This window comes from Horticoccus luteus (genome assembly GCF_019464535.1).
Lineage (GTDB): Bacteria > Verrucomicrobiota > Verrucomicrobiia > Opitutales > Opitutaceae > Horticoccus > Horticoccus luteus.
This window is the reverse complement of record NZ_CP080507.1, coordinates 1,103,465-1,125,818: the sequence shown is the minus strand read 5'-3', so window position 1 is coordinate 1,125,818 and position 22,354 is coordinate 1,103,465. Positions and strand designations below refer to the sequence as shown.

Below are 22,354 nucleotides of genomic sequence, written 5' to 3'. Positions count from 1 at the left end.
CCCTCCTGCCGCCGGTTGCGCCCCGCGCCGCCGGCGGCTACCCTGACCGTCCATGAAATTCATCCCGGCCAAAACGCCGCTGACGGGCGAGACCCTCGAGTCGCTCACCGCCCGCCTGCGCGAACACGGCGAACCTGCGTTCCGGGCGAAGCAAATCCTGGAGTGGCTGTATAAAAAACGCGTCACCTCGTGGGATGAGATGACGAACCTGCCGAAACCCTTTCGGGCGTGGCTCGCGGAGACCTTTGACCTCGTCCCGGCGTCGCTCGTCATTGAAAAACATTCCGCCGACGTCACCGACAAGCTCCTCCTCGAAATGCGCGACGGTTCGCTCATCGAGACCGTCATCATCCGCGCACCGCAGGAAGGCGTCGGCGTCGACCACTCGCGCAAGACGATCTGCATTTCCACCCAAGTCGGGTGCGCGATGGCCTGTGTATTCTGCGCGAGCGGCCTTGCCGGGCTGAAACGTGATCTTAACGCGGGTGAGATCGTCGCCCAGTTGCTGCATGTCTGCCGCCGCGAAGACGCCCGCACGCCCCGCGCCCGCGCCGAACTCGCCTCGTTCGACAACATCGTCGTCATGGGCATGGGCGAACCCCTCGCCAACTACGACAACCTCATCCGCGCCCTCACGATCCTCAATGCCGAATGGGGCCTCGGATTCGGCGCCCGCCGCATCACTGTTTCCACCAGCGGCCTCGTCCCCAAGATTCTCAAGCTCGCGCAAGAGCCGCTCGGCTTCCGCCTCGCCATCTCCCTCCATGGCGCCACCGATGAAGTGCGGGAGAAAATCATGCCGGTGAACAAGGCGTTTCCCCTCGCGAAACTCCTCCCCGCCGTGCGCGAGTTCTCCCTCCAGCACGGGCGCATGATCACGCTCGAGTTCATCCTCATCGAGGACGTCAACGACTCCCTCGTGCAGGCGGAAAAACTGCGGGACATCGCGCGCGACCTCCACGCCCACGTGAACCTCATTCCTTACAACACCGTCGAAGGCCTGCCGTGGAAGCGCCCCTCGCTCACCCGCCAGGAACGCTTCGCCGATATCCTGCGCGATGCGCGCATCTCCGTCACCCTGCGCCGCGAAAAGGGCCACGACATCGACGCCGCCTGCGGCCAGTTGCGTTTGAAAACAGAGAAAGACCGCGCCGTCGCCGCGCCTCTCCCGTAGCCTGTCCCCGCCCCGGCGCTTTGCCAACGTTTCGCAATCGCGAGGATTATCCTTGAAACGAAACGGCAAAGAAATTTTACGCCCTCTTTCGCGCCTCGAAATACACGGAACACTCTGGCCCGCTGCATTTCTCAGCCGATTTTATTCCTCCGCCCCATGATCGAAGTTCAAGGCCTGGTGAAAACCTACGGTTCCAAACGCGCTGTCGACGGCGTGTCGTTTCGAGTGAACCGCGGTGAGATCCTCGGCTTCCTCGGCCCCAATGGTGCCGGCAAGTCGACGACGATGAAAATGATCACCGGCTTCCTCCGGCCCGACGCCGGCACCGCCGTCGTCGACGGTCACGACGTCACCCGCGAGCCCCTCGCCGTCAAGCGCACCATCGGCTACCTGCCCGAGAGCGCGCCCGCCTACGGTGAAATGACCGCCGAGGAATTCCTCAGCTTCATCGCCGAAGCGCGCGGCTTCCGCCGCCGCCCCGAGCGGCTCGCCGTCGTCAACCGCGCCATCGGCCTCACGCACCTTGAAAGCGTGCGCACACAAACGATCGAAACGCTCTCAAAAGGCTACAAGCAACGCGTGGGGTTTGCCCAGGCGCTCCTCCACGATCCCTCCGTGCTCGTGCTCGATGAGCCGACGGATGGTCTCGACCCCAATCAGAAAAACGAAGTGCGCGCGCTGATCAAAAACATGGCCACCGAAAAGGCGGTCATCCTCTCCACGCACATCCTCGAGGAGGTGGAGGCGATCTGCACGCGCGTGATCATTATTTCCCGCGGCCAACTCGTGATCGACGAAACGCCCGCGCAGTTCCAGGCCCGCCAGCCGGGCGCGCGCCTCGACGAAATCTTCTACGAGCTCACGCGCAGCGATCTCTGAGCCCCCGACCAAGCTTCGCTCATGAAACAAGTCTGTCCCGTCTTCAAACGCGAGTTCCTCGGCTATTTCCGCTCGCCCGTCGCGTATGTGTTTCTCATCGGCTTTCTGTTCTTCTCCGTCGCGCTCGCGTTCTCGCGCTTCGGCGGGTTCTTCGAATCCGGCGTCGCGAGTCTCGACCGCTACTTCATGTTTTTCCCGTGGCTGTTCCTCTTCCTGGTGCCGGCCGCCGGGATGCGCCTCTGGTCGGAGGAGAAGCGCTCCGGCACCCTCGAACTGCTCTTCACTTTGCCGATCACGACGCTCGACGCCGTGCTCGGAAAATTTCTCGCCGCGTGGGCCTTTCTTTCACTCGCGGTGCTCTTGAGTTTTCCGATGGCGATCACGGTCGCCTATCTGGGCGACCCGGATTGGGGCGTGCTTCTCACCAGCTATCTCGGCGCCATCTTGCTCGCCGGCGGCTATCTCGGGGTCTGCACCCTGACTTCGGCTCTCACGAAGAACCAAGTCGTGAGTTTCGTGGCCAGCGTCGGCGCCTGCGCGATTCTCGTTTTCCTCGGCTACAGCGGTTTCACCGACACGTTGGAAAAATGGTTCCCGGTCAGCGTGGCTGACGTCCTCGCCAACTTCAGTTTCATCACCCACTTCGAAGCCTTCACGAAGGGCATCATCGATCCGAAAGACCTCGTCTTCTTTCTCTCGCTGATCGGCTTCACCCTGTTTCTCAACGTCGTCGCGCTCGAACGCTAAACGCGCCCGCCATGAAATTCGGAACCAAAACGGCCGCCATTCTCCTCCTGCTCGTCGCGCTCGTGCTCGTCGATTACCTCGCGTCGTCCATTCCGGCGCGCCTCGACGCCACCGCCGACTCGATCTATTCGCTCTCCCCCGGCACCAAGACGATGCTGGGGAAAATCGAAGACCCGATCACGCTCGATTTATATTTTTCCAAAGACGCCAGCGGCCTGCCCATCGCTTATAAAAACTATGCCGCCCGCGTGCGGGAGATGCTGCGCCAATACGTGCGCGCCTCCCACGGCAAGCTCACCCTCAACATCATCAACCCGAAGCCGGATACGCCCGCCGAGGAAAAGGCCACCGCCGCCGGTCTGCAGCCGCAGGTGTCGCGACAAGGTGGTGAACCGTTCTACTTCGGCCTCGTGGTCACCCAAGCGGACCAGCAAAAGACCATTCCCAACTTCGACCCCAACCGGGAACAGTTTCTCGAATACGATTTGTCGAAGCTCGTTTACAGCGTGCAACTCATCGACAAGCCGAAGCTCGGCCTGATCACCAGCCTTCCGTTGCAGGGCACCAGCCCGCAGGAAATGCAGATGATGGCGATGATGCACCGCCAGCCGCAACCGGGCCAGTTCGTCATCGAGGAGTGGAGCGACACCTTTAACATCGTGCCCGTCGAAGCGACCGCCACCGAGTTGCCCGCCGGCCTCGATGTCCTCGCCGTCGTGCACCCGGAAAATCTCACGCCGAAACTTCAGTTCGCCATCGATCAGTTCCTCCTCGGCGGCAAACCCGTCTTCCTCGCCGTCGATCCGTCGTCGCAATACTTCAAACGCCAGGGCGGCCAGCAGGCGATGTATGGCGGGCCGCAACCCAACGTCTCCAGCGATCTGCCGAAATTACTCTCCGCTTACGGCATCCACTACGACCCGACCAAGGTGGTCGGCGATCTGGAAAAGGCCACGCAAGTGCAGACCGCCAACGGCGCCCTCACGCGCTACCCGATCTGGCTGAGTCTCACAAAAGACGACTTCAACGCGAAGGCGCTGCCCACCGCCCAGCTCAACTCCGCGATGTTCATCGAAGCCGGCTCGCTCTCCGCCCAACCAGGCAGCGCGACCACATTCACCCCCCTGGTGCAAACCTCGCCCCAAGCCGGCGATGTCGCCGCGGCGGCCTTGCAGTTCGCGCAGCCCGACGAGATTGCGAAACAAATCACGCCCACGGGCAAAAAGACCATCGCCGCGCTCGTCACCGGCAAGTTCACCACCGCCTTCCCCGACGGCGCCCCGAAAGATGAGCCCGCCAAACCCGGCGAAAAGAAAGACACCGAATCCGCCGATCACGCGCACCCGACGCCCGCCCTCAAGGAATCGAAAGGCACCTCGACGCTCTTCGTCGTCGCCGACACCGACTGGCTCTTCGACGACTACAGCGTTCGTAAATACAACCTCTTCGGTCAGACCGCCGCGCAACCCTTGAACGACAATCTCGCCTTCGCCGCCAACACCGTCGAGTTCCTCGGCGGTTCGGAGGACCTGATCTCCATCCGCGGAAAAGGCACCTCGTTGCGACCGTTCACTGTCGTGAAAGCGATGGAAGTCCAGGCCCAGCAAAAATACAAAGAGAAGCTCACCGAACTCGACACCCGCCTCTCGCAAGTGCAAGCGAAGCTCACGGAGCTGCAGGGCAAGAAAAACGAAGGCAACCGCCTCGTCGCCACCCCCGAAATCGCCAAAGCCATCGACGATTTCCGCCAGCAGCAGGCCGCCATTCGCGGCGAACGCCGGCAGATTCGCGCCGCCTTGCGTGAAGGCATCGAGTCGCTCGGCAATCGCCTCCTCATTATCAACCTCCTCGCCTCGCCCCTCCTCGTCGGCCTCTTCGGCATCTGGTTTTATCGTCACCGCCGCCGCTGACCTTCCGCGACCGGCCCTCTCCTTTCTTGCTCATGAAGTTGCGCACCCTCGTTCTTGTCGTCGGCCTCCTCCTCCTGGTTTCGGGTGCCGTTTATTGGCTGCGGCGGCCCGCCGCTCCGACCGGTGTCGATCCGCGCATCGGCCAGTCGCTGGTCGACAATGCCGCGCTCGAAAAAGCCGCGCGACTCCGGCTCACCGACAACGGCAAAACCGTGCTTCTCGCCCGCCAGCCCGATGCCACCTGGCGCGTCGCCAGTTATTACGATTTCCCCGCCGACTTTTCCAAGATCAGCCAATTCGTCGGCGAACTCAGCAACGCGAAATTCCAGCGCCTCGTCACCACCCGCCCCGACCGCCTTGCGCGCCTCGACTTCAAGGGCACCCAAATCAGTTTGCTCGACGCCAGCAACAAACCGGAATGGAGCCTCGATCTCGGCAAGACGGCCGACGCCGGTGGACGCTACGTTCGCTTCGACAACGAACAGAAAGCCTACCTCGCTGACTTCAACGGCTGGATCGATACTGATTCGAAAAACTGGGCCGACACGACTCTGGTGCAGGTGAAACCCGAAGACGTGGCCAGCGTGGGACTCACCTTCTCCGATGGCGCCTCGGTCCACGCCTTGCGTGCAAAAAAGGGCGAGGCGTTCCACGCGGATAACCCACCCGCAGGCCGTCAGCTCAATGGCGCCAAACTCACTTCCTTGCTCGGCAGCGTGACCGGCTTGCATTTCTCCGACACTACCGCGCCGGACGATGCCGCCGCTCAAGCCGCCGAGAAACATACCCGCAGCGTCACTCTCAAAACCTTCGATGGCCAAACGCTCACCGTGACGTTTGCCCGCACGCCTGAGGAAAAAAAGCTGAAGCCGCCCGCCCCGGAAAAAGGCGGCGTGGCTTCACTCGGCACGTCGAAAGACGTGGCCAAAGGGGGCGAGGCCGCTGACGGCAAATCCGCGCAGCCTGCGCCCAAGGTCGAACCCGAATTCGAAACGACTCCCGCCGGGCCGGTTTTCGTCCGCGTGATGAGCAGCGACTCCGCGGCGCCGATCAACGAACTGATGAAGAAACGTGCGTTTAAGATTTACGACTACGCCTTTACTTCGCTGCCGAACTCGCCCGCCGATCTTTTCGAAAACGCTCCGCCGCCCACGCCGGCTTCCGCACCCGCCGGCAAAACGCCGCCGCCCGCGCCGACGCCCACCGGTGCCACGAAGCCTTGACGCTTCGCCGCGCTCCAGCGCCGGCACTCCACCGCCGCGCCGGTTCCGCCACCCTTACTCCGCGCGCGTTGCCTCGGAAGACCGGCGTTCAGCCGCCGGCAAACACGGGACGAAACCCAGCGTCGGCGAGAATCTTGGCGACTTGCTCGCGTTTGTCGCCTTGGAGCTCGATCTGGCCCTCCTTCACCGTGCCACCGCACCCGCATGCCGCGCGCATTTTCTTCGCCAGTTGCTCCTTCTCGAGTGCGCCGATCCCGACAAAACCTTTGACCACCGTCACGGTTTTCCCGCCCCGGCCACCGGTCTCCCGCACGATGTCGACGCGCCCGCGGTTTTTCGCCATCGGCGCCGGCCGCGCATCTGTTGGCTGCGCACCGGGCGGCACCGGCGATGGCCCCACCGGCAATCCGCTCGCGTTCAGCGCGCCAAATGGATTTTGACCCAGCCCGTGGCCACCGGACGTGGGCACTTTGCCGTTGCCACTCATGCGCTTGCGCCTCCAGCCCCGCCTGCCTTACGCGCTTGTCCGCCCCCGCAGGCGCCGACCGGAATATCCGTCTCGCCACCGAGAAACATCAACGCCTTGGCGTAGCTGCGCCCTTCGAGAAAATGTCGTAATTGCGGATGCAGCGCCGCCCGGTGATTGGCGAGCAAATCGTCGAGTTTCGTCGTCTCCATCATGACGACCGCACCATCCCCTCGCGCAATTCCAGCGAACAAGGCAGCCAACGCATCTTTGATTTTAATTTCGGCGCTCATAGGGATGAGGAACTAATCCGGCTATTACTGACGTTAAGGCGCAATGCAATCCTCGGAGCCGGCCGCAGGGGGCTTGTGCCGCACGCCGTCCTATGGTTTGGTCCGAAGACAAATTTTACTTATAAGCCGCACTGCGGTACAGGTGTCCAGCTGTCGTGCAGTCGTGCGGCTTTCTAATCGGAACATGAATTCGCTGAACATTCCTACCGGCGCCAACGCCGCTTTCATCGAGGCCGCCTACGAAACATGGCGTCAAAACCCCGACTCCGTCGATCCGACCTGGCGGGCGTTTTTCCAAGGCTTCACCTTGGGCAGTAACGGCACGACCGCCCCCGCCGCCGCACTCGACGAATCTCATCCGCCGATCATCGACAGCCTCAAGCAGTCGAACGTCCACTACCTCGTTAACACCTATCGCGCCCTCGGGCATCTCCAAGCGCATCTCGATCCGCTCAGCGACGCGCCCCCGGCTCATCCCAAACTTTCCATCGGGCAATTCGGGCTTACCGAAGCCGATCTCGATACGAGTTTTGACGTCGGCACCTATCTCGGTGGCGGGCAGATGAAACTGCACGCCGTCGTCGATGCGCTCCGCGCCACCTATTGCGAACACATCGGCGTCGAATACATGCACATTCAGGACGGCGAGGTCCGCCAGTGGTTGCAGGATCGCATGGAGCCGATCCGCAATCAGCCGCACTTCTCCCGCGCGGAAAAAATCCGCATCCTGCGCCGCGTTCACAAGGCCGAACTCTTCGAGCGGTTTCTCCACACCAAATACGTTGGCCAGAAACGCTTCTCGCTCGAAGGCGGCGAAACGATGATCGCCGCCCTCGACGCCTTGATCGAGCATTGCCCGTCGGCCGGTGTCGACGAGGTCGTGATGGGCATGGCCCATCGCGGCCGCCTCAACGTCCTCACCAGCGTGATGCGCAAGTCGTTCGATCTCCTGTTCGAACAATTTTCGGAAAACTACATCCCCGATGCCGTCGGTGGCGATGGCGACGTCAAATATCACCTGGGTTACGAGGCTGTTCTCCAAACCTCCTCCGGCCATCAAGTCGAAGTCCGGCTCGCCGCCAATCCCTCGCACTTGGAAATCGTTGACCCCGTCGTCGAGGGCAAAGCCCGCGCCCGGCAGCGCATCCGTGGCGATACTGAGCGCCGCCGCGTGCTGCCTCTGCTGATTCATGGCGACGCCGCGTTTGCCGGCCAAGGCGTGGTCGCCGAAACCATGAACTTCTCGCAGCTCGCCGGCTATCGCACCGGCGGCACGGTCCACTTCATTGTTAACAACCAGATCGGCTTCACCACCGATCCTATCGACGCCCGTTCCACGCGCTACTGCACGGACGTTGCCAAAATGATCGAAGCGCCCGTGTTCCACGTGAATGGCGACGATCCCGAAGTCGTCTGCATGACGATGCAGCTCGCGCTCGACTTCCGCGAACGCTTCCAACGCGACGTCGTGATCGACATGTATTGCTACCGCCGCCACGGCCACAACGAGAGCGACGAGCCCGCGTTCACCCAGCCGACGCTCTACCGCAAGATCGCCAGCCACGAGCAGGTTTCCGCAGTGCTCAGCCAAAAGCTCATCGCCGAAGGCACCATCACCGCCGAGGAATCCGAGGCGGTGAAAGCCGAGTATACCGCCGCCCTCGAAGCCAACCTCGAAAAAGCCAAGGCACGCGAAACCACCCGCTCCGCCAAGCGGCTCGCCGAGATGGAGGCGCGCAAATTCCACGGCTCCACCGCCGTCGTCCAACCGGAATATCACCACCAACCTGTCCCGACAGGCGTCACTCCCGAGGTCCTGGCCCAAGTCGTGCGCGGCCTCACGACCGTCCCCGAGAACTTCAAGCTCAACAGCAAAATCAAACGCTTCCTCGACCACCGCGCGCAAGCGCACACCGCCGGCGGTCCCGTGGATTGGGGCTTCGGCGAAGCCCTCGCATTTGGCACGCTCCTGCTCGACGGCACGCCCGTTCGACTCAGCGGACAGGATTGCCAGCGCGGCACCTTCAGTCATCGCCACGCCGTGCTGCACGATGCCGAGACGCACGAGACCTACACCCCGCTGGTCAACCTCGCAGAAGGCCAGGCGAAGTTTTGCGTTTATAATTCGCTGCTCTCCGAAGCCGCCGTGCTCGGTTTCGACTACGGCTACTCTCTGGACTACCCGCAGATGCTCTGCCTGTGGGAGGCGCAATTCGGCGATTTCGCCAACGGCGCTCAGGTCGTCATCGACCAGTTTATCGTCAGCGGCGAATCCAAGTGGCAACGCGCCAGCGGCATCGTGCTCCTTCTTCCGCACGGCTACGAAGGTCAGGGGCCCGAGCACTCCTCCGCGCGCCTCGAACGCTTTCTCCAGGCTTGTGCCGAGAACAACATCCAGGTCGCCAACCTCACCACCCCCGCGCAGTTTTTCCACATTCTGCGCCGCCAGATGAAACGCGATTTCCGCAAGCCGCTCGTGGTGATGTCGCCCAAATCGTTGCTCCGTCACCCCGCGGCCACATCGCGCATCGACGATTTCACCAGCGGCGCCTTTCAAGAAATCCTCGATGACACGGTCGCCACCGCCAGCCGCGTGGTCCTGTGCTCCGGCAAGGTCTATTACGACCTCTGCGACTACCGCGAAAAAAACAAACTCACCGACATCGCCCTCGTGCGCGTCGAGCAACTCTACCCGCTGCACACCGAACGTCTGGCCGAAATCGCGCAAAAATACGCCGACGCCCGCCTCGTTTGGTGCCAGGAAGAATCCCAAAACATGGGCGCTTGGAGCTACATCGCACCGCAGTTGGAAACCATCTTCGGGCGGAAACCGCATTACGCCGGCCGCGATGCTTCCGCGTCGCCCGCCGTCGGCTCCCTGGCGTTGCACAAACTTGAATTGCAAGCCTTCCTCAAGGACGCGCTAACTGCGTAACGCATCCGCGTTTTCATTTCCCCCACCCACCTTTTCTCATGGCTCTCGACGTAAAAATCCCCCCGATGGGTGAATCCATCGTGTCCGGTGTAATCGCGAAATGGCATGTCGCCAATGGCGACGTGGTCAAAAAAGACCAGCCGCTGTTTGAACTCGAAACCGATAAGATCACCTCGGAAGCCACCGCGGAAGCCGCCGGCCGCATCACGCTCCTCGCCGAGACCGGCGCCGAAGTGAAGATCGGCGAAGTCGTCGCCCGCATCGACACCGAGGCGGCCGCCGCCACCGCTCCCGCCTCCGGGTCAACTCCTGCTCCGGCGGGCCAGCCGGCCGCTCCCGCCGCCGACACTCCCGTCTCGCCCGCCGTGCGCCGCATCGCCGCCGAGAGCGGCATCGATCCCGCCACCGTCAGCGGCACCGGCAAAGCCGGCCGCGTCACCAAAGGCGACATTCTGGCCGCCGCGGAAAAGAAACCCGACGAGCCCGCCGCTGCCCCCGCGCCCACGTCGGTCGCGAAGCCCGCCGCCACCCCGTCTGCGGCTCCTGCCCCGGCACCCGCGGCCGCCAAAGGCGAACGCCAGACACGTCGCAAACTCACCCCTCTGCGCGCGAAAATCGCCCAACGCCTCGTGGCGGCCCAACACGACGCGGCGATGCTCACCACGTTTAACGAGGTCGACCTCTCCGCCGTCATGGCGCTGCGCAGCAAGTATCAGGACGACTTCGTAAAGAAAAACGGCGTGAAGCTCGGCTTCATGTCGTTCTTCACCAAGGCCGTCGTGCACGCCCTCAAGGAAGTGCCCGCCGTCAACGCCCAACTCGACGGCGACAGCATCATCGAAAATCACTACTACGACATCGGCGTCGCTGTTTCCACGGAGCGCGGACTCATGGTCCCTGTCGTGCGTAATTGTGAAACCCTCGATCTCGCCGGCATCGAAAAGGCCATCGGCGATGTCGCGAAACGCGCCCGCGACGGCAAGATCACCCTCGCCGACCTCGAAGGCGGCGTCTTCACCATCACCAATGGCGGCATCTTTGGCTCCATGCTCTCGACGCCGATCATCAACCCGCCACAGAGCGCCATCCTCGGCCTCCACGCCATCAACGAACGCCCCGTCGCGCTGAACGGTCAGGTCGTCATCCGCCCGATGATGTATCTCGCGCTCAGCTACGACCACCGCCTTGTCGACGGCCGCGAAGCCGTCACCTTCCTTGTGAAGATCAAGCAGGCCATCGAGGACCCTGCGCGGCTCGTGATCGGAATCTAACCGTTCCTCGGCGCGCGCGCCTCTGCCTCCAAAGTGGCGCGCATTTCGCCGCCGACCTCTCCGCCGCTCTGCTGCTGGCCATCCAACCCTCGCTCCTTTCATGGCTTCTGAATTCGATCTCATTGTCATCGGTGCCGGCCCGGGCGGCTACGTCTGCGCCTTTCGCGCCGCTCAACTCGGCCTCAAAGTCGCGCTCATCGACAAACGCCCCTCTCTCGGAGGAACGTGTCTCAACGTCGGCTGCATTCCCAGCAAGGCGCTCCTCCACTCCTCCGAGCAATTCACGTTCGCGAAGAGCCACGCCGCCGCGCACGGCATCAAACTGCCCACTGTCGAACTCGACCTCGCCGCCCTTCTCAAACGCAAGGACGACGTCGTCACCAAGCTCGTCGGCGGCGTCGCGCAACTCGCCAAAGCCCGCAAGATCACCGTCGTCACCGGCACCGCTGCCTTTATCTCGGCGAATACCGTGGAAGTCGCCCCTGCTGATGCCGGCGGAGTGCCCGCACCTCGCACCCGCCTCACCGCCAAAAACGTCGTCATCGCGACAGGCTCCGCTCCCGTCGAGCTCCCATTCATGAAGTTCGACGGCGCCACGGTCGTCTCCTCCGATCACGCGATCGCGTTCCCCACCGTCCCGAAAAAACTCGTGGTCGTCGGCGGCGGCGCCATCGGCCTCGAACTCGGCTCCGTCTGGTCGCGCCTCGGCAGTGAGGTCACCGTCGTGGAGTTTCTGCCGAAAATCATCGCGACCTACGACGACGACATCGTGCGCAATTTCACCCGCCTCCTCACGAAGCAGGGCGTGAAAATCGAAACCGGCGCCAAAGTCACCGGCTTCGCCAACGGCACGCTCACCGCGGAGCGCGATGGCAAAAAACTCGAATTCCCCGCCGATAAAGTTCTCGTCGCCGTCGGCCGCCGCCCCTTCACCGATGGTCTCGCCCTCGAAAAAGCCGGCGTGCAGCTCGACGAAAAGAAACGGGTGAAAGTTGACGCGCACTTGAAAACCACCGCTCCCGGCGTGTGGGCGATCGGTGATGTTGTCGCCGGCCCGATGCTCGCGCACAAGGCCGAGGAAGACGGCGTGGCCGTCGCCGAATGGATCGCCGGCAAAGCGGGCCACATCAATTGGGATCTCGTTCCCGCCATCGTTTACACCGCGCCTGAGGTCGCGAGCGTCGGCCTCGGCGAAGACGCCGCGAAATCCGCCGGCCGCGCTGTCAACGTCGGCAAATTCAACTTCGCCGCCAACGGCCGCGCCATCGCCAACGATACCACCGATGGCTACGTGAAGATCATCGCCGACGCCAAGACTGACCGGATTCTCGGCGCGCAGATTCTCGGCCACGGCGCGGGCGAACTCATCAGCGAAGTCGTCACGCACATGGAATACGGCGGCAGCGCCGAAGATCTCGGCCGCACGATTCACGCGCATCCCACGATGAGCGAAGCCGTCAAGGAAGCTGGCCTCGCCGTCAGCAAGAGCGCGATCCATGCGCTGTAAACGGCTCTTGCCTGTGCCGCGCAGCTTTCCCAACGTTCCGCCCATGATCAAATCGCTTCGTCGCTCGGTTCGCGTCTGGCGCGCTCTCCGCGTGCCGGGGCGTCGGTGCGTCGCGAGTTGAATCCATTTTCAATCTCCGCTCTCGCAACCGCGCCTTGCCCGGCGCGGTTTTTTTGTGCCCGCGCCGCTCGGCCTCCACTTCCATGACCGCGTCTGCTTCCACTTCCCGCCACCGCCATGGCCTCCTCGCCATGCTCGGCTCGGCCGTTTGCTTCACCGCCAACGCGCTCCTCATCCGCGCGCTCGGCACCGTGCAATCTGTCGACGTCTGGCTCCTCGCCTCCGTGCGTTTCGCCATCGGGCTGGGCTTGATCCTCACGGTTTACGGCGTGGGCCCCGCCGCCTTTCAACCGCGTCATCTTTACCAACGCCGCCTGCTCATCCTGCGCGGCTCCCTCGGCGCGCTCGGCGTCTACGGTTACTATCTCACCGTCGTCCATCTCGGCGCCGGCCGCGCCACGTTCATCAACAACACCTACGTGGTGCTCGGCGCATTGCTCGCCGTCTTCCTGCTCGGGGAACGTTTCCGTCCCCTCCTCGCCGCGGGCAGTGCCGCCGCTCTCGTCGGCCTCGCGTTGCTGACTGATCCCTTCGGTCGCGGCGCCGGCCTCGGCTTCTACGACTGGATCGCCATCTTCACCGCGTTCGCGTCCGCCTACATCGTCGTGATGATTCGCCAACTGCACGCGGCGGGCGAACACACCGCCACGATCTTCGGCGCGCAATGCTCCTACGGCCTCCTGCTTTGCACCGGTCCCGCGCTGTTGCACTGGAGTCCGCATCCCGCCGCCGCGTGGGCCCTCATGGTCATCGCGGCGCTCTGCTCCGGTTTCGGCCAGATCCTAATGACCCGCGCTTTCCTCGACCTGCCCGTCGGCGAAGGCTCGGTGCTGCAGATGCTCGTCCCGCTCGGCATCGCTGTCGGCGGCGGGATCTTTTTCCACGAGCACTTCACCCCGCACGAACTCCTCGGCGCGACGCTGATCCTTTTCGGCAGTGCGCTGCCGGCCTTGCGCCGCCGGCGCACCTCTTCCGCCGGGCTCACACCCGCACAATCACGTCCTCCGGCTTGAACCGCACCTTCGTCATCGTCGCGAAACGATCGTCCGCGGCCCGATAGCCCGCCGCACAACTCACCACCGTCGCAAACGCCGTCCCTTCCAGACCGAGGATCTTGTCGAACTCCGCCGGCTCGAATCCTTCCATCGGACACGTATCCACGCCCAGCATTGCCGCCGCCGTCATGAAGTTGCCTAGCGCAATGTAAAGTTGATGCGTCTGCCACGTATCGAGCCGGCCCGACGCCCGCTCCTTGTCCACATTGCGGATCACCATCTCGCGAAATTTGCCGAGCGCTTCCGTTGGCTGGCCTCTCACTTCGCCCATTCGTGCCACGTGGCGATCCACGTGCTCCGTCCCGAGATCGCGATGCACGGCGAACACCACGAAATGCGAACAGTCTGCCGGCTGCGCCTGGTTCCATGCCGCCACCGCCAGCCGGTCTTTGACCGCCTGGTCCGTCACGACGATGAACTTCCACGGCTGCAAACCGATGGAGGACGGTGTCAACACGAGCACCTCCTCCAGCGCCGCCCAGTCCTTGTCCGGCACCTTCTTCGCGCGATCGAATTTTCGCGTAGCGTAGCGCCAGCGCATTTGCGCGACCAGTTGTTCGCTTGAGAGCGCGTTCATGAATTCCGGAGCCGCGTCCGTCAAAACGCGCGTTCGTATTGCACCGGCGGCTTGATCGCGTCGCGGTGGCCCAACGCCTTGGCCGCATGCCACGGCCAATAGGGATCGCGCAGCATCTCCCGCGCGAGCAATACCATGTCGGCTTTTCCGGCGCGCACGATCTCGTCCGCTTGCGCCGGCTCCGTGATCATCCCCACCGCCGCCGTCGCGATGGCGGCCTCCCGCCGAATCCGTTCCGCCAAGGAAACCTGATAGCCCGGACCGACCGGGATCTTCACGCGCGGCACCGCCCCGCCTGAACTGCAATCGATCAAGTCGACGCCCTCCGCCTTCAATCGCCGCGCGAGTTCGATCGATTGTTCGATGTCCCAACCGCCCTCCACCCAATCGGTGCAGGAGAGTCGCACCGCGTAAGGCAGCCGCTCCGGCCACACCGCCCGCACGGCGCGCGTCATTTCCACGACGAAGCGGATGCGGTTTTCAAAACTCCCGCCGTATTCGTCGGTCCGCGCGTTGACTAGCGGTGACAGAAATTCATGCGCCAGATAACCGTGCGCGCCGTGCAACTCCAGCCACTCATAGCCCGCGGCCAGCGCCCGCTGCGCCGCAGCGACAAACGCCTGCTGCACGCCCCGAATCTGCTCGCGACTCAAGGCCGCCGGCACCTTGTCCAACGCGCCGCCAAACGCGACCGCGCTCGGCGCCACCGTCGGCCAGCCTCCCGCGTCGTCCGCCAGATGCGCATCGCCTTCCCACGGGCGTGATGCGCTCGCCTTCCGCCCGGCATGGGCGATTTGCAGGCCGGGCACCGCCCCATGCGCCTTCACGAAGCGATTAATCCGCGCGAGCGGTTCCACGTGCTTGTCGGCCCAGATCCCGGCGTCTCCTGGCGAGATGCGGCCTTCCGCCACTACCGCCGTCGCCTCCGCGATCACCAGACTCGCGCCACCCACCGCCCGCGAGCCCAGATGCACGAGATGCCAGTCGTTCGCCACGCCGTCGTCCGACGAATACTGGCACATGGGCGAAACGCCGATGCGATTGCGCAACGTGATGTCTTTGATTCGTAACGCGTCAAAAAGATGGGACATACAAAAGAGGAAACGTGATTGAGGACTGACCAAATACGTTTTGCGGCCGGGCGCCAGCGGACGAAGCGGAAAATCTGCGTCTCACGCTCCGCTCCTCCCGCCTCGCCACGCGCTCTCCTCCGCCCGCGAACATCCGCCCTTCATTTTTTTCCCCGCAAGCGTCCCAGCATCTTTTCGAAGTCCTCGCGTCCTTCGATCCGCAAAACCCAGAGCACGATTCCGTAGCTGATCGCGCCCACCACGATCAGGCCGAGCACCACGGAGAGATCCAGCACATGCCCGGGCGGCAGGACTCGCTTCAGTGCATGGCGGCCGCCCACCACGATGCCGCCCATCACCGCCGTCCCCGCCACGATCTTCCACGCGCTCTTCCACAATGGCGCGAACGACAACTGCGGCAGCCGCTTTTCCAGCCACGCCTGCAAAATGATCGTCTGCACAACAATCGCCGCCGTGCTCGCCAGCACCAACCCCGCCGCTTCCAGACTCCGCATCAGCAGCAGACTCAGGCCCAGATTCACCAGAAAACTGATGCCCGCTACGATCACCGGCGTCAGCATGTCCTTCATCGCATAGAACGAACGCGTCGTCAGACTCACCACCGAGAAAAACGGCATGCCCAGCGCAAACAGGGCCAGCAACGGCGCCATGTGCGCGGTATCCTCCGCCGTAAACGCCCCGCGTTGAAACAGCAGGCGCACGATCGGCTCGTTTAACAGCACCAAACCCGCCGCCGCCGGCACGTTGATCACGAGAATCACCCGCATGCCTTTCTGGTAGTCTTCCGCCATCGAGGCGAAGTCGCGTTGCACCGCATGTTTCGCGATCAGCGGGTAGACCACCGTCGCCACCGCGATCGCAAACACCCCGATCGGCAGCTCCACCAGCCGGTTCGCATAAAAGAGCACCGACGCCGCCGAGTCGTTCAACGAAAACGCGAGCAGCCGCGAAACGAAAACGTTGATCTGATAAATCGCCGTCCCAAACAGCCCCGGCGCCATCAAACGCCCGATCTCTCTCAACCGCGGCGAGGCCACCAAGTCCAGACGCGGCCGCCAACCCGCATGCATCAACACGGCCGCCGGCACCGCCATCTGGAAAAATCCGCCCGCCAGCACGCCCGCGCACAACCAATGCATCCGCCCCAAATCCGTGTCCGCCCAATGCAACCCCGCGCCGCCGAGCGAAATGATCATGGTCACGTTCAGCCAGATCGGCGACAACGCCGGCTCCGTGAAACGTTGAAACACGTTCAGCGTCGCGTTGAACGCCGCCGCGAGGCACACAAACGCCAGATACGGAAACAGAATCACCGTCAGATCGGCCGCGAGATACCATTTCTCGTCATGCCCCGGCAGCAGCCGTGACTGGCTGAACGCGATCATCGCGAGCAACACCAGCGTTCCCGTCACCACGAGCAGCCAGCTCGTGACTTTGCTCAGCAACAGGTAAGCCCCCGGCCGGCCGCTCTCGTGCAACTCCTCCTGCAACGTCGGCACGATCGCCGCCGTCAACGACCCCTCGCCCAGGAGCCGCCGAAAAAGATTCGGCAGATTAAAGGCCGTGATGAACGCCGAGTTCATCACGCTCGTGCCAAAAATCGCCGCGCTCAACTGATCCCGCACGAGCCCCAGCACGCGCGAAATCGCCGTCAGCGCAGAGACAATGCCAATGTTCTTGAGGCTTTTCGACACGCGCCCGGTTATGCGGCCAACGTCTCGACGCCTGCAAGTTCTTCCCCCGCCGGCGCCGCCGGACGCACCGCGCTCACTGGCTCGCGAGTTGCAGCGTGTCGCCTTCGATCGACACGGAGGTCAGGCGCGACCACGCCGCTTGAAATTCCGCCGGCAAACTCGTCCGCGCGCTCGCGCCGATGCGGTTCATCACCAACCCCGCGGCCCCCGGCAACCGATGCAGCGGACAGGCGCCCAGATAAACCTCGTGCGCGTCCAGCGCGAAACGGTCGCCGTGCCGCGCGAATCCACCGCGCGCTTGGAAAATCACCGTCTGCCCCAAGCCCGGAATCGTGAGCGGCGTGCCAACCTGGAAAACGCCGTCGCGAATGCGAAAGTTGAGTGGCGCGCTCGCTGCGTCGGGCTTCGTCTGCGCCGCGGCCGCGAGGTTCAATTCGTCCTCCACCACTTTGACGGACGTCCCCGCGATGAAGTCCCGCTCCTTCCCCTGCCAGTCTGCTCCCCGGCTGCGATCCGCGGTGCCGGAAATGTAAACGACTGCGCCCGCCGCCGCATCCGCCGGCCGTGCTTTCACGATGGGCACCGGCGTCAGGACCATGACGGCCACGCATAGAGCCACGCCCACCACCACACTCACGGCACCTGCGACGATTACGCCGGTGAGACTGCCGCCTTCATCACTGGAGGAGTGTGCGCACATAAAGACTTATTTTGCCGTTTTACTGCTGCTTTTCGCCGCCGACTTTTCACTTCCGCCGCTGCTTTTCGTGCCCGCGTCGGACTTCGGAGCTTCACTTTTGGGAGCTTCGGTCTTCGGGCTCGCCGCCTTGGCGGCGTTGGCTGCATCCGTTTTGGCGGCCGTGTTTTTGTAGTCGGTGATGTAGAAGCCGCTGCCTTTGAAAATCAGCCCCGCCCCACTCCCGACCAGTCGTTTCAATCCCATTTTCTTGCACTTCGGGCACTTCTTCAGCGGCTCGTCGCGCATGGATTGAAACTGCTCAAATTCGTGCCCGCATTTGGGGCAGACATACTCGTAAGTCGGCATGATAAATTCGTCCGCGTTATGGGTGCCGACCCGATTCTTGGCGAGACTCTTCTCGCGCCGAAGCGCCGGCCGTCGTGCTGCAGGATTGCGCCCGCCATCCTTTTCCCGCACCCCAGACCTGCTCATGGATTTCGCCGCCGAAATGAAACGCCTGGTCGCCCGCGTGGAGCGTGGGATCGATCTCCATTTACCCGCGGCGGACGCCCGCCCGGCGCGGCTGCACACCGCGATGCGTTATAGTATGCAAGCCGGCGGCAAACGCCTGCGCCCCGTGCTCGTGCTCGCCACCGCCGAACTCTTCGGCATCACCGACGATCGCGCCCTCCCCGCGGCCGTCGCGCTCGAATGCGTGCACACCTACTCGCTCATCCACGACGACCTCCCGTGCATGGACAACGACGACCTCCGCCGCGGCCGTCCCACGGCGCACAAAGCCTTCGATGAAGCGACTGCGCTCCTCGCCGGCGACGCCCTGCTCACGCACGCCTTCGCCTTGCTCGCGGGAAACTACGCCGATGATTCCACCCTCGCGCGCGCGCTCCTCGCCGAACTCGCCGACGCCGCCGGCAGCCGCCGCCTGATCGGTGGGCAGATGGAGGATCTCCTCGCCGAAAAGAACGCCGACGCCACCGCCGACGACCTCGAGTTCATCCATCGCAACAAAACCGCCGCGATGATCGAAGCCGCTTTCGCGCTCGGCGCTCTGGTCGGGCAGGCCGATGAACCCGCCATCGCCGCCCTGCGAGTTGCCGGCCGCGACATCGGCCTCGTTTTTCAAATCGTGGACGACATCCTCGATGCCACGGCCAGCTCGGGCGTTTTAGGCAAAACCGCCGGCAAAGACGCCCAAGCGGGCAAGACCACTTACGTGAAACTTCACGGGCTCGCCACCGCCCGCGGCATCGCCGTCGAGCGCACCGAAAGCGCGATCGCCGCGCTGGCTCGCGTGGCCGCCGATACGCGTTTCCTGACCACGCTCACCCGCGAGTTGATCGCACGGGAAAAATAGTCCGTCGCCGCCGTGATCCACCCCGACGGCGTGGATTCACTGCGCCGTCGCCGCGATCTTGATCAACTCCACAAAGCTGCGCGCTTCCAAACTCGCGCCGCCAATCAACCCGCCGTCGATGTCGCGTTGCGCGAGCAGTTCAGCCGCGTTCGCCGGCTTCATCGAGCCGCCGTAAAGAATCCGCATCCGCTGCGCCACCGGCTCGGTGTAAAGCTTCGCCAGCAAGCCGCGGATGAACGCGTGCACTTCCTGCGCCTGCTCACTGGTCGCCACCTTGCCCGTGCCAATCGCCCACACCGGCTCGTAGGCGATCACGAGGCTCGCCGCTTGGTCCTTGTTCGTTCCCGCGAGGCCGCCTTCGAGCTGCGTCTGCACGACCTTCAGCGTGTCGCCGGCTTCGCGCTCCGCGAGGGTCTCACCCACGCACAAAATCGGCCGCAACTGATGCTTCAACCCCGCGATCACCTTCTCGTTGATGAACGCATCCGTCTCCGCGAAATACGCACGCCGCTCACTGTGGCCGAGGATGACGTGCGTCGCGAACAGCGCCCGCAACATCGGCGCGGAAATTTCGCCCGTGAACGCCCCGTTGGGCTCCGGATGCATGTTCTGCGCGCCGAGTTTCACCTGCGAACCATCGATCTCCTTCGCCACCGCCTCCAACGCGGTAAACGGCGGACACAACACGACTTCGACGTCGTTTAACTTGCCCACTTCGACGACGATTTCACGCGCCAGCGCCATGCCGTCGGCCGACGTCTTGTTCATTTTCCAGTTACCAGCGATGAGTTTTTTGCGCGAAGACATGATGAAGAAGTAGCGAGAAGTGCACCGTGCGTAGCGAGGAGAAAGACCGGAAAGCGTTTAAGGTTCGCACCCGCGGTCACCCCGCTCGGTTGGAGAAATCAGCTTTCGAGGAACGCCACCCCTGGCAAGGCTTTGCCCTCGAGGAATTCGAGACTGGCGCCGCCACCCGTGGAGCAATGCGTGACCTTGTCGGCGACCTTGGTTTTCTTGGCCGCCGTGGCGGTGTCGCCCCCGCCGACCACCGTCGTCGCGCCCGCTGCCGTGGCTCCCGCAATCGCCGCCGCCATTGCCTTCGTGCCCTCGGCGAACTTCGCAAACTCAAACACGCCCGGAGGCCCGTTCCAGATGATCGTCTTGCACCGCCCGATCACTTCCGCGAACCGCTCGCGCGACTTCGGGCCCGCATCGAGGCCCATCCACCCCGCAGGAATGCCCGCCTGATCGTCCACAATTTGTGTCGTCGCCTCCGGATCGAATTTGTCCGCCACCACGAAGTCCACCGGCAGGTGAATCTTCACCCCCTTGGCGGCGGCCTTCGCAAAAAGGTCTTTCGCGATTCTGGCCCCTTCCGGATCGTAAAGGCTGTCGCCGATGGCCATGCCCTCGAGTTCCTTCTTGAACGTAAACGCCATGCCGCCGCCGATGATGATCTCGTCGGCTTTCTCGAGCAGATTGTTGATGAGGGGAATCTTGTCCGCGATCTTGGCGCCGCCGAGTATCGCGAGCAACGGGCGCTGCGGATGATCCAGCACCGACGCAAACGCTTTGAGCTCCGCCTCCATCAAAAATCCCGCTGCTTTCTGCGGCAAATTTACGCCCACCATCGAGCTGTGCGCGCGATGCGCAGTGCCGAAAGCGTCGTTCACATACACGTCGCCCAATTTCGAAAGACTCGCGCGAAACGCCGCCACCTTCGCCGGATCCGCTTTCACCGAGGAACCATCCTCCTGCTTCACTTTGCCCTCCTCCTCGAGGTGGAAACGCAGGTTCTCCAGCAGCAGCACCCCGCCCGGCTTGAGCGCCGCCGCCGCTTGCTCCGCCTCCGCGCCGACGCAATCCGCCGCAAACGCCACGGGCCGCCCCAGCAGCTTTTCCAGCTCTGCCGCCACCGGCTTCAGGGAATACTTCGCATTCGCCTTCCCATCCGGCCGGCCGAGATGACTCATCAACACCACCGACGCGCCTTGCTCCAACGCGTAGTTGATCGTGGGCAGCGCGGCGACGATGCGCTGATTGTTGGTGATCGCGCCGCTCGCCTTGTCCTGCGGCACGTTGAAATCGACGCGAATGAGCACGCGCTTTCCGTTCAGGTTGAGATCACGGATGGTTTGAAACTTCGGCATGGTGGGAAAAAAAAGAACCACAGGACACCGCGGGGCGCAGAGATCACATTGCCTCTCTCCGCCGCCGTGCCTCTGTGGTTCAACTAGAGGTGTGGATTCGTAAGCGCGAACTCAGAGCTGCGCCGCGACTTTCTTGCTGAGCTCGACCACGCGGTTGGAGTAGCCCCACTCGTTGTCATACCAGCTCACGAGCTTGAAAAACGTCGGATTCAGCTCGATGCCGGCGCCGGCGTCGAAAATAGACGACGACTTGCAGTGGATGAAGTCCGACGAGACGACGTCGTCGGTCGTGTATTCCAAAATGCCCTTCAGGTAGGTCTCGCTGGCGCGTTTCATCGCTTCGCAGATTTCTTTGTACGACGTCGCCTTCGTTGTCTTCACCGTCAGGTCAACCGCCGAGACGGTCGGCGTCGGCACGCGGAACGACATGCCGGTCAGCTTGCCCTTCACTGCTGGGATGACGAGCGCGGTCGCCTTCGCGGCGCCGGTCGTGGCAGGGATGATGTTGACCGCCGCGGAACGTCCGCCCTTCCAATCCTTCTTCGACGGGCCGTCGACGGTCTTTTGCGTCGCGGTGTAAGAGTGGATCGTCGTCATCAAACCTTCCTCGAGCCCAAAACCTTCCTTGAGCAACACGTGCACCACCGGTGCCAGGCAGTTCGTCGTGCACGATGCGTTGGAGATGATGTTGTGCTTCGCCACGTCCAGTTTGTCGTCGTTCACGCCCATGACGACCGTGATGTCCTCACCTTTCGCCGGAGCGGAGATGATGACCTTCTTCGCGCCCGCCGTGAGATGCCCCTTGGCCTTCTCAGCGTCGGTGAACAAGCCGGTCGACTCGATCACGAGCTGCACCCCGAGCTGCGCCCAAGGCAACCCCGACGGGTCCTTCGCGCTCACCACCTTGATCTCGTGGCCATTGACCACGAGCACGTCGTCCTCGGCCTTGTCGGCGGCCGATTTTTTCGAAGTGACTGTCCCGTTGAAGCGGCCCTGCGTGGAGTCGTATTTCAGCAGATAAGCCAGATTGTCGGCGGGAACGATATCGCCCACGGCAACTACGTCGAGTTGCGAGCCGAGCAGACCCTGCTCGACGAGTGCGCGAAACACCAGGCGGCCGATCCGCCCGAAACCATTGATAGCAACTTTGACAGCCATGGGATTACTTTCCGTGTCTTGTAATGATTGATTTCTGATTAAACCCCGCG

General features: G+C 63.2%; 20 protein-coding genes. 10 read left to right on the top strand and 10 right to left on the bottom strand.

The features are described 5' to 3' along the window. Positions 1 to 52 precede the first annotated feature (52 nt). The 5 genes from rlmN (at position 53) to K0B96_RS04455 (ending at position 5,933) form a co-directional block, all read left to right on the top strand. Complete coding sequence (gene rlmN, locus K0B96_RS04475; RefSeq protein ID WP_220164294.1) at positions 53 to 1,174, top strand: dual-specificity RNA methyltransferase RlmN; 1,122 nt, start codon at positions 53 to 55, stop codon at positions 1,172 to 1,174. Positions 1,175 to 1,330: 156 nt separating this feature from the next. Further along, the gene (locus tag K0B96_RS04470) at positions 1,331 to 2,053 is read left to right on the top strand and encodes an ABC transporter ATP-binding protein (RefSeq protein WP_220164292.1); all 723 of its coding nucleotides are present in this window, start codon (positions 1,331 to 1,333) and stop codon (positions 2,051 to 2,053) included. 21 nt (positions 2,054 to 2,074) lie between these two features. Further along, a complete protein-coding gene (locus tag K0B96_RS04465; protein WP_220164290.1) occupies positions 2,075 to 2,800 on the top strand; it encodes an ABC transporter permease in 726 nt (241 codons plus the stop codon). Between the two features lie 11 nt (positions 2,801 to 2,811). Next, on the top strand, positions 2,812 to 4,710 hold the full coding sequence (locus tag K0B96_RS04460) for a GldG family protein (RefSeq protein ID WP_220164288.1): 1,899 nt from the start codon (positions 2,812 to 2,814) through the stop codon (positions 4,708 to 4,710). 32 nt (positions 4,711 to 4,742) lie between these two features. Beyond that, positions 4,743 to 5,933, top strand: coding sequence for a DUF4340 domain-containing protein (locus tag K0B96_RS04455; protein WP_220164286.1), 1,191 nt, complete (start codon positions 4,743 to 4,745; stop codon positions 5,931 to 5,933). Between the two features lie 88 nt (positions 5,934 to 6,021). On the opposite strand, the gene K0B96_RS04450 is transcribed toward K0B96_RS04455, so the two are convergent. Together K0B96_RS04450 and K0B96_RS04445 are read right to left on the bottom strand one after the other, a co-directional pair. Next, complete coding sequence (locus K0B96_RS04450) at positions 6,022 to 6,420, bottom strand: translation initiation factor (RefSeq protein WP_220164284.1); 399 nt, start codon at positions 6,418 to 6,420, stop codon at positions 6,022 to 6,024. Further along, positions 6,417 to 6,692 (bottom strand): hypothetical protein, encoded by a 276-nt coding sequence (locus K0B96_RS04445; protein WP_255558845.1) that lies wholly within the window; start codon positions 6,690 to 6,692, stop codon positions 6,417 to 6,419. The genes K0B96_RS04450 and K0B96_RS04445 overlap by 4 nt, the downstream gene beginning before the upstream one ends. Before the next feature lie 184 nt (positions 6,693 to 6,876). Between K0B96_RS04445 and K0B96_RS04440 the strand changes: the two genes are divergently transcribed. The 4 genes from K0B96_RS04440 to K0B96_RS04425 all read left to right on the top strand — a co-directional run bounded on the left by K0B96_RS04440 (position 6,877) and on the right by K0B96_RS04425 (position 13,538). After that, complete coding sequence (locus tag K0B96_RS04440) at positions 6,877 to 9,627, top strand: 2-oxoglutarate dehydrogenase E1 component (RefSeq protein ID WP_220164282.1); 2,751 nt, start codon at positions 6,877 to 6,879, stop codon at positions 9,625 to 9,627. 38 nt (positions 9,628 to 9,665) lie between these two features. Next, positions 9,666 to 10,898, top strand: a complete 1,233-nt coding sequence (gene odhB, locus K0B96_RS04435) for a 2-oxoglutarate dehydrogenase complex dihydrolipoyllysine-residue succinyltransferase (RefSeq protein WP_220164280.1) — start codon at positions 9,666 to 9,668, stop codon at positions 10,896 to 10,898. Positions 10,899 to 10,998: 100 nt separating this feature from the next. After that, on the top strand, positions 10,999 to 12,405 hold the full coding sequence (gene lpdA, locus K0B96_RS04430) for a dihydrolipoyl dehydrogenase (protein WP_220164278.1): 1,407 nt from the start codon (positions 10,999 to 11,001) through the stop codon (positions 12,403 to 12,405). A 203-nt stretch (positions 12,406 to 12,608) separates the two neighbouring features. Further along, complete coding sequence (locus K0B96_RS04425) at positions 12,609 to 13,538, top strand: DMT family transporter (RefSeq protein WP_220164276.1); 930 nt, start codon at positions 12,609 to 12,611, stop codon at positions 13,536 to 13,538. Here K0B96_RS04425 and K0B96_RS04420 read toward each other — a convergent pair. The 5 genes from K0B96_RS04420 to K0B96_RS04400 form a co-directional block, all read right to left on the bottom strand. Then, entirely contained in the window at positions 13,507 to 14,157 is a 651-nt protein-coding gene (locus tag K0B96_RS04420) for an NAD(P)H-dependent oxidoreductase (RefSeq protein ID WP_220164274.1), read from the bottom strand. The two genes, K0B96_RS04425 and K0B96_RS04420, sit on opposite strands and share 32 nt — an antisense overlap. A 20-nt stretch (positions 14,158 to 14,177) precedes the next feature. After that, a complete protein-coding gene (locus K0B96_RS04415; RefSeq protein ID WP_220164272.1) occupies positions 14,178 to 15,248 on the bottom strand; it encodes an NADH:flavin oxidoreductase/NADH oxidase in 1,071 nt (356 codons plus the stop codon). Positions 15,249 to 15,388: 140 nt separating this feature from the next. Further along, positions 15,389 to 16,942: a murein biosynthesis integral membrane protein MurJ gene (murJ, locus tag K0B96_RS04410; protein WP_220164270.1), complete on the bottom strand. Its 1,554-nt coding sequence runs from the start codon at positions 16,940 to 16,942 to the stop codon at positions 15,389 to 15,391. A 73-nt stretch (positions 16,943 to 17,015) separates the two neighbouring features. Continuing rightward, entirely contained in the window at positions 17,016 to 17,642 is a 627-nt protein-coding gene (locus K0B96_RS04405) for a hypothetical protein (RefSeq protein WP_220164269.1), read from the bottom strand. Between the two features lie 6 nt (positions 17,643 to 17,648). Further along, positions 17,649 to 17,987, bottom strand: coding sequence for an FmdB family zinc ribbon protein (locus K0B96_RS04400; RefSeq protein WP_220166397.1), 339 nt, complete (start codon positions 17,985 to 17,987; stop codon positions 17,649 to 17,651). Positions 17,988 to 18,129: 142 nt separating this feature from the next. Here K0B96_RS04400 and K0B96_RS04395 point away from each other — a divergent pair, with 142 nt between their 5' ends. Further along, entirely contained in the window at positions 18,130 to 18,996 is an 867-nt protein-coding gene (locus tag K0B96_RS04395) for a polyprenyl synthetase family protein (protein WP_255558844.1), read from the top strand. Between the two features lie 36 nt (positions 18,997 to 19,032). Here K0B96_RS04395 and tpiA read toward each other — a convergent pair whose 3' ends face one another. The 3 genes from tpiA to gap all read right to left on the bottom strand — a co-directional run bounded on the left by tpiA (position 19,033) and on the right by gap (position 22,304). Further along, on the bottom strand, positions 19,033 to 19,803 hold the full coding sequence (tpiA, locus tag K0B96_RS04390) for a triose-phosphate isomerase (RefSeq protein ID WP_220164265.1): 771 nt from the start codon (positions 19,801 to 19,803) through the stop codon (positions 19,033 to 19,035). Positions 19,804 to 19,901: 98 nt separating this feature from the next. Further along, positions 19,902 to 21,146 (bottom strand): phosphoglycerate kinase, encoded by a 1,245-nt coding sequence (gene pgk, locus K0B96_RS04385; RefSeq protein ID WP_220164263.1) that lies wholly within the window; start codon positions 21,144 to 21,146, stop codon positions 19,902 to 19,904. Between the two features lie 111 nt (positions 21,147 to 21,257). After that, complete coding sequence (gene gap, locus K0B96_RS04380; protein ID WP_220164261.1) at positions 21,258 to 22,304, bottom strand: type I glyceraldehyde-3-phosphate dehydrogenase; 1,047 nt, start codon at positions 22,302 to 22,304, stop codon at positions 21,258 to 21,260. Between the last annotated feature and the right edge of the window lie 50 nt (positions 22,305 to 22,354).

Excerpts from the sequence above, each read along its gene's own strand:
- K0B96_RS04450 (WP_220164284.1), bottom strand. The coding sequence starts at position 6,420 with ATGAGTGGCAACGGCAAAGTGCCCACGTCCGGTGGCCACGGGCTGGGT.
- K0B96_RS04460 (WP_220164288.1), top strand. The coding sequence starts at position 2,812 with ATGAAATTCGGAACCAAAACGGCCGCCATTCTCCTCCTGCTCGTCGCG.
- lpdA (WP_220164278.1), top strand. The coding sequence starts at position 10,999 with ATGGCTTCTGAATTCGATCTCATTGTCATCGGTGCCGGCCCGGGCGGC.
- tpiA (WP_220164265.1), bottom strand. The coding sequence starts at position 19,803 with ATGTCTTCGCGCAAAAAACTCATCGCTGGTAACTGGAAAATGAACAAG.
- K0B96_RS04440 (WP_220164282.1), top strand. The coding sequence starts at position 6,877 with ATGAATTCGCTGAACATTCCTACCGGCGCCAACGCCGCTTTCATCGAG.
- K0B96_RS04470 (WP_220164292.1), top strand. The coding sequence starts at position 1,331 with ATGATCGAAGTTCAAGGCCTGGTGAAAACCTACGGTTCCAAACGCGCT.
- K0B96_RS04400 (WP_220166397.1), bottom strand. The coding sequence starts at position 17,987 with ATGCCGACTTACGAGTATGTCTGCCCCAAATGCGGGCACGAATTTGAG.
- K0B96_RS04445 (WP_255558845.1), bottom strand. The coding sequence starts at position 6,692 with ATGAGCGCCGAAATTAAAATCAAAGATGCGTTGGCTGCCTTGTTCGCT.
- K0B96_RS04395 (WP_255558844.1), top strand. The coding sequence starts at position 18,130 with ATGAAACGCCTGGTCGCCCGCGTGGAGCGTGGGATCGATCTCCATTTA.
- rlmN (WP_220164294.1), top strand. The coding sequence starts at position 53 with ATGAAATTCATCCCGGCCAAAACGCCGCTGACGGGCGAGACCCTCGAG.
- K0B96_RS04425 (WP_220164276.1), top strand. The coding sequence starts at position 12,609 with ATGACCGCGTCTGCTTCCACTTCCCGCCACCGCCATGGCCTCCTCGCC.
- pgk (WP_220164263.1), bottom strand. The coding sequence starts at position 21,146 with ATGCCGAAGTTTCAAACCATCCGTGATCTCAACCTGAACGGAAAGCGC.
- K0B96_RS04455 (WP_220164286.1), top strand. The coding sequence starts at position 4,743 with ATGAAGTTGCGCACCCTCGTTCTTGTCGTCGGCCTCCTCCTCCTGGTT.
- K0B96_RS04415 (WP_220164272.1), bottom strand. The coding sequence starts at position 15,248 with ATGTCCCATCTTTTTGACGCGTTACGAATCAAAGACATCACGTTGCGC.
- gap (WP_220164261.1), bottom strand. The coding sequence starts at position 22,304 with ATGGCTGTCAAAGTTGCTATCAATGGTTTCGGGCGGATCGGCCGCCTG.
- K0B96_RS04405 (WP_220164269.1), bottom strand. The coding sequence starts at position 17,642 with ATGTGCGCACACTCCTCCAGTGATGAAGGCGGCAGTCTCACCGGCGTA.
- K0B96_RS04465 (WP_220164290.1), top strand. The coding sequence starts at position 2,075 with ATGAAACAAGTCTGTCCCGTCTTCAAACGCGAGTTCCTCGGCTATTTC.
- K0B96_RS04420 (WP_220164274.1), bottom strand. The coding sequence starts at position 14,157 with ATGAACGCGCTCTCAAGCGAACAACTGGTCGCGCAAATGCGCTGGCGC.
- odhB (WP_220164280.1), top strand. The coding sequence starts at position 9,666 with ATGGCTCTCGACGTAAAAATCCCCCCGATGGGTGAATCCATCGTGTCC.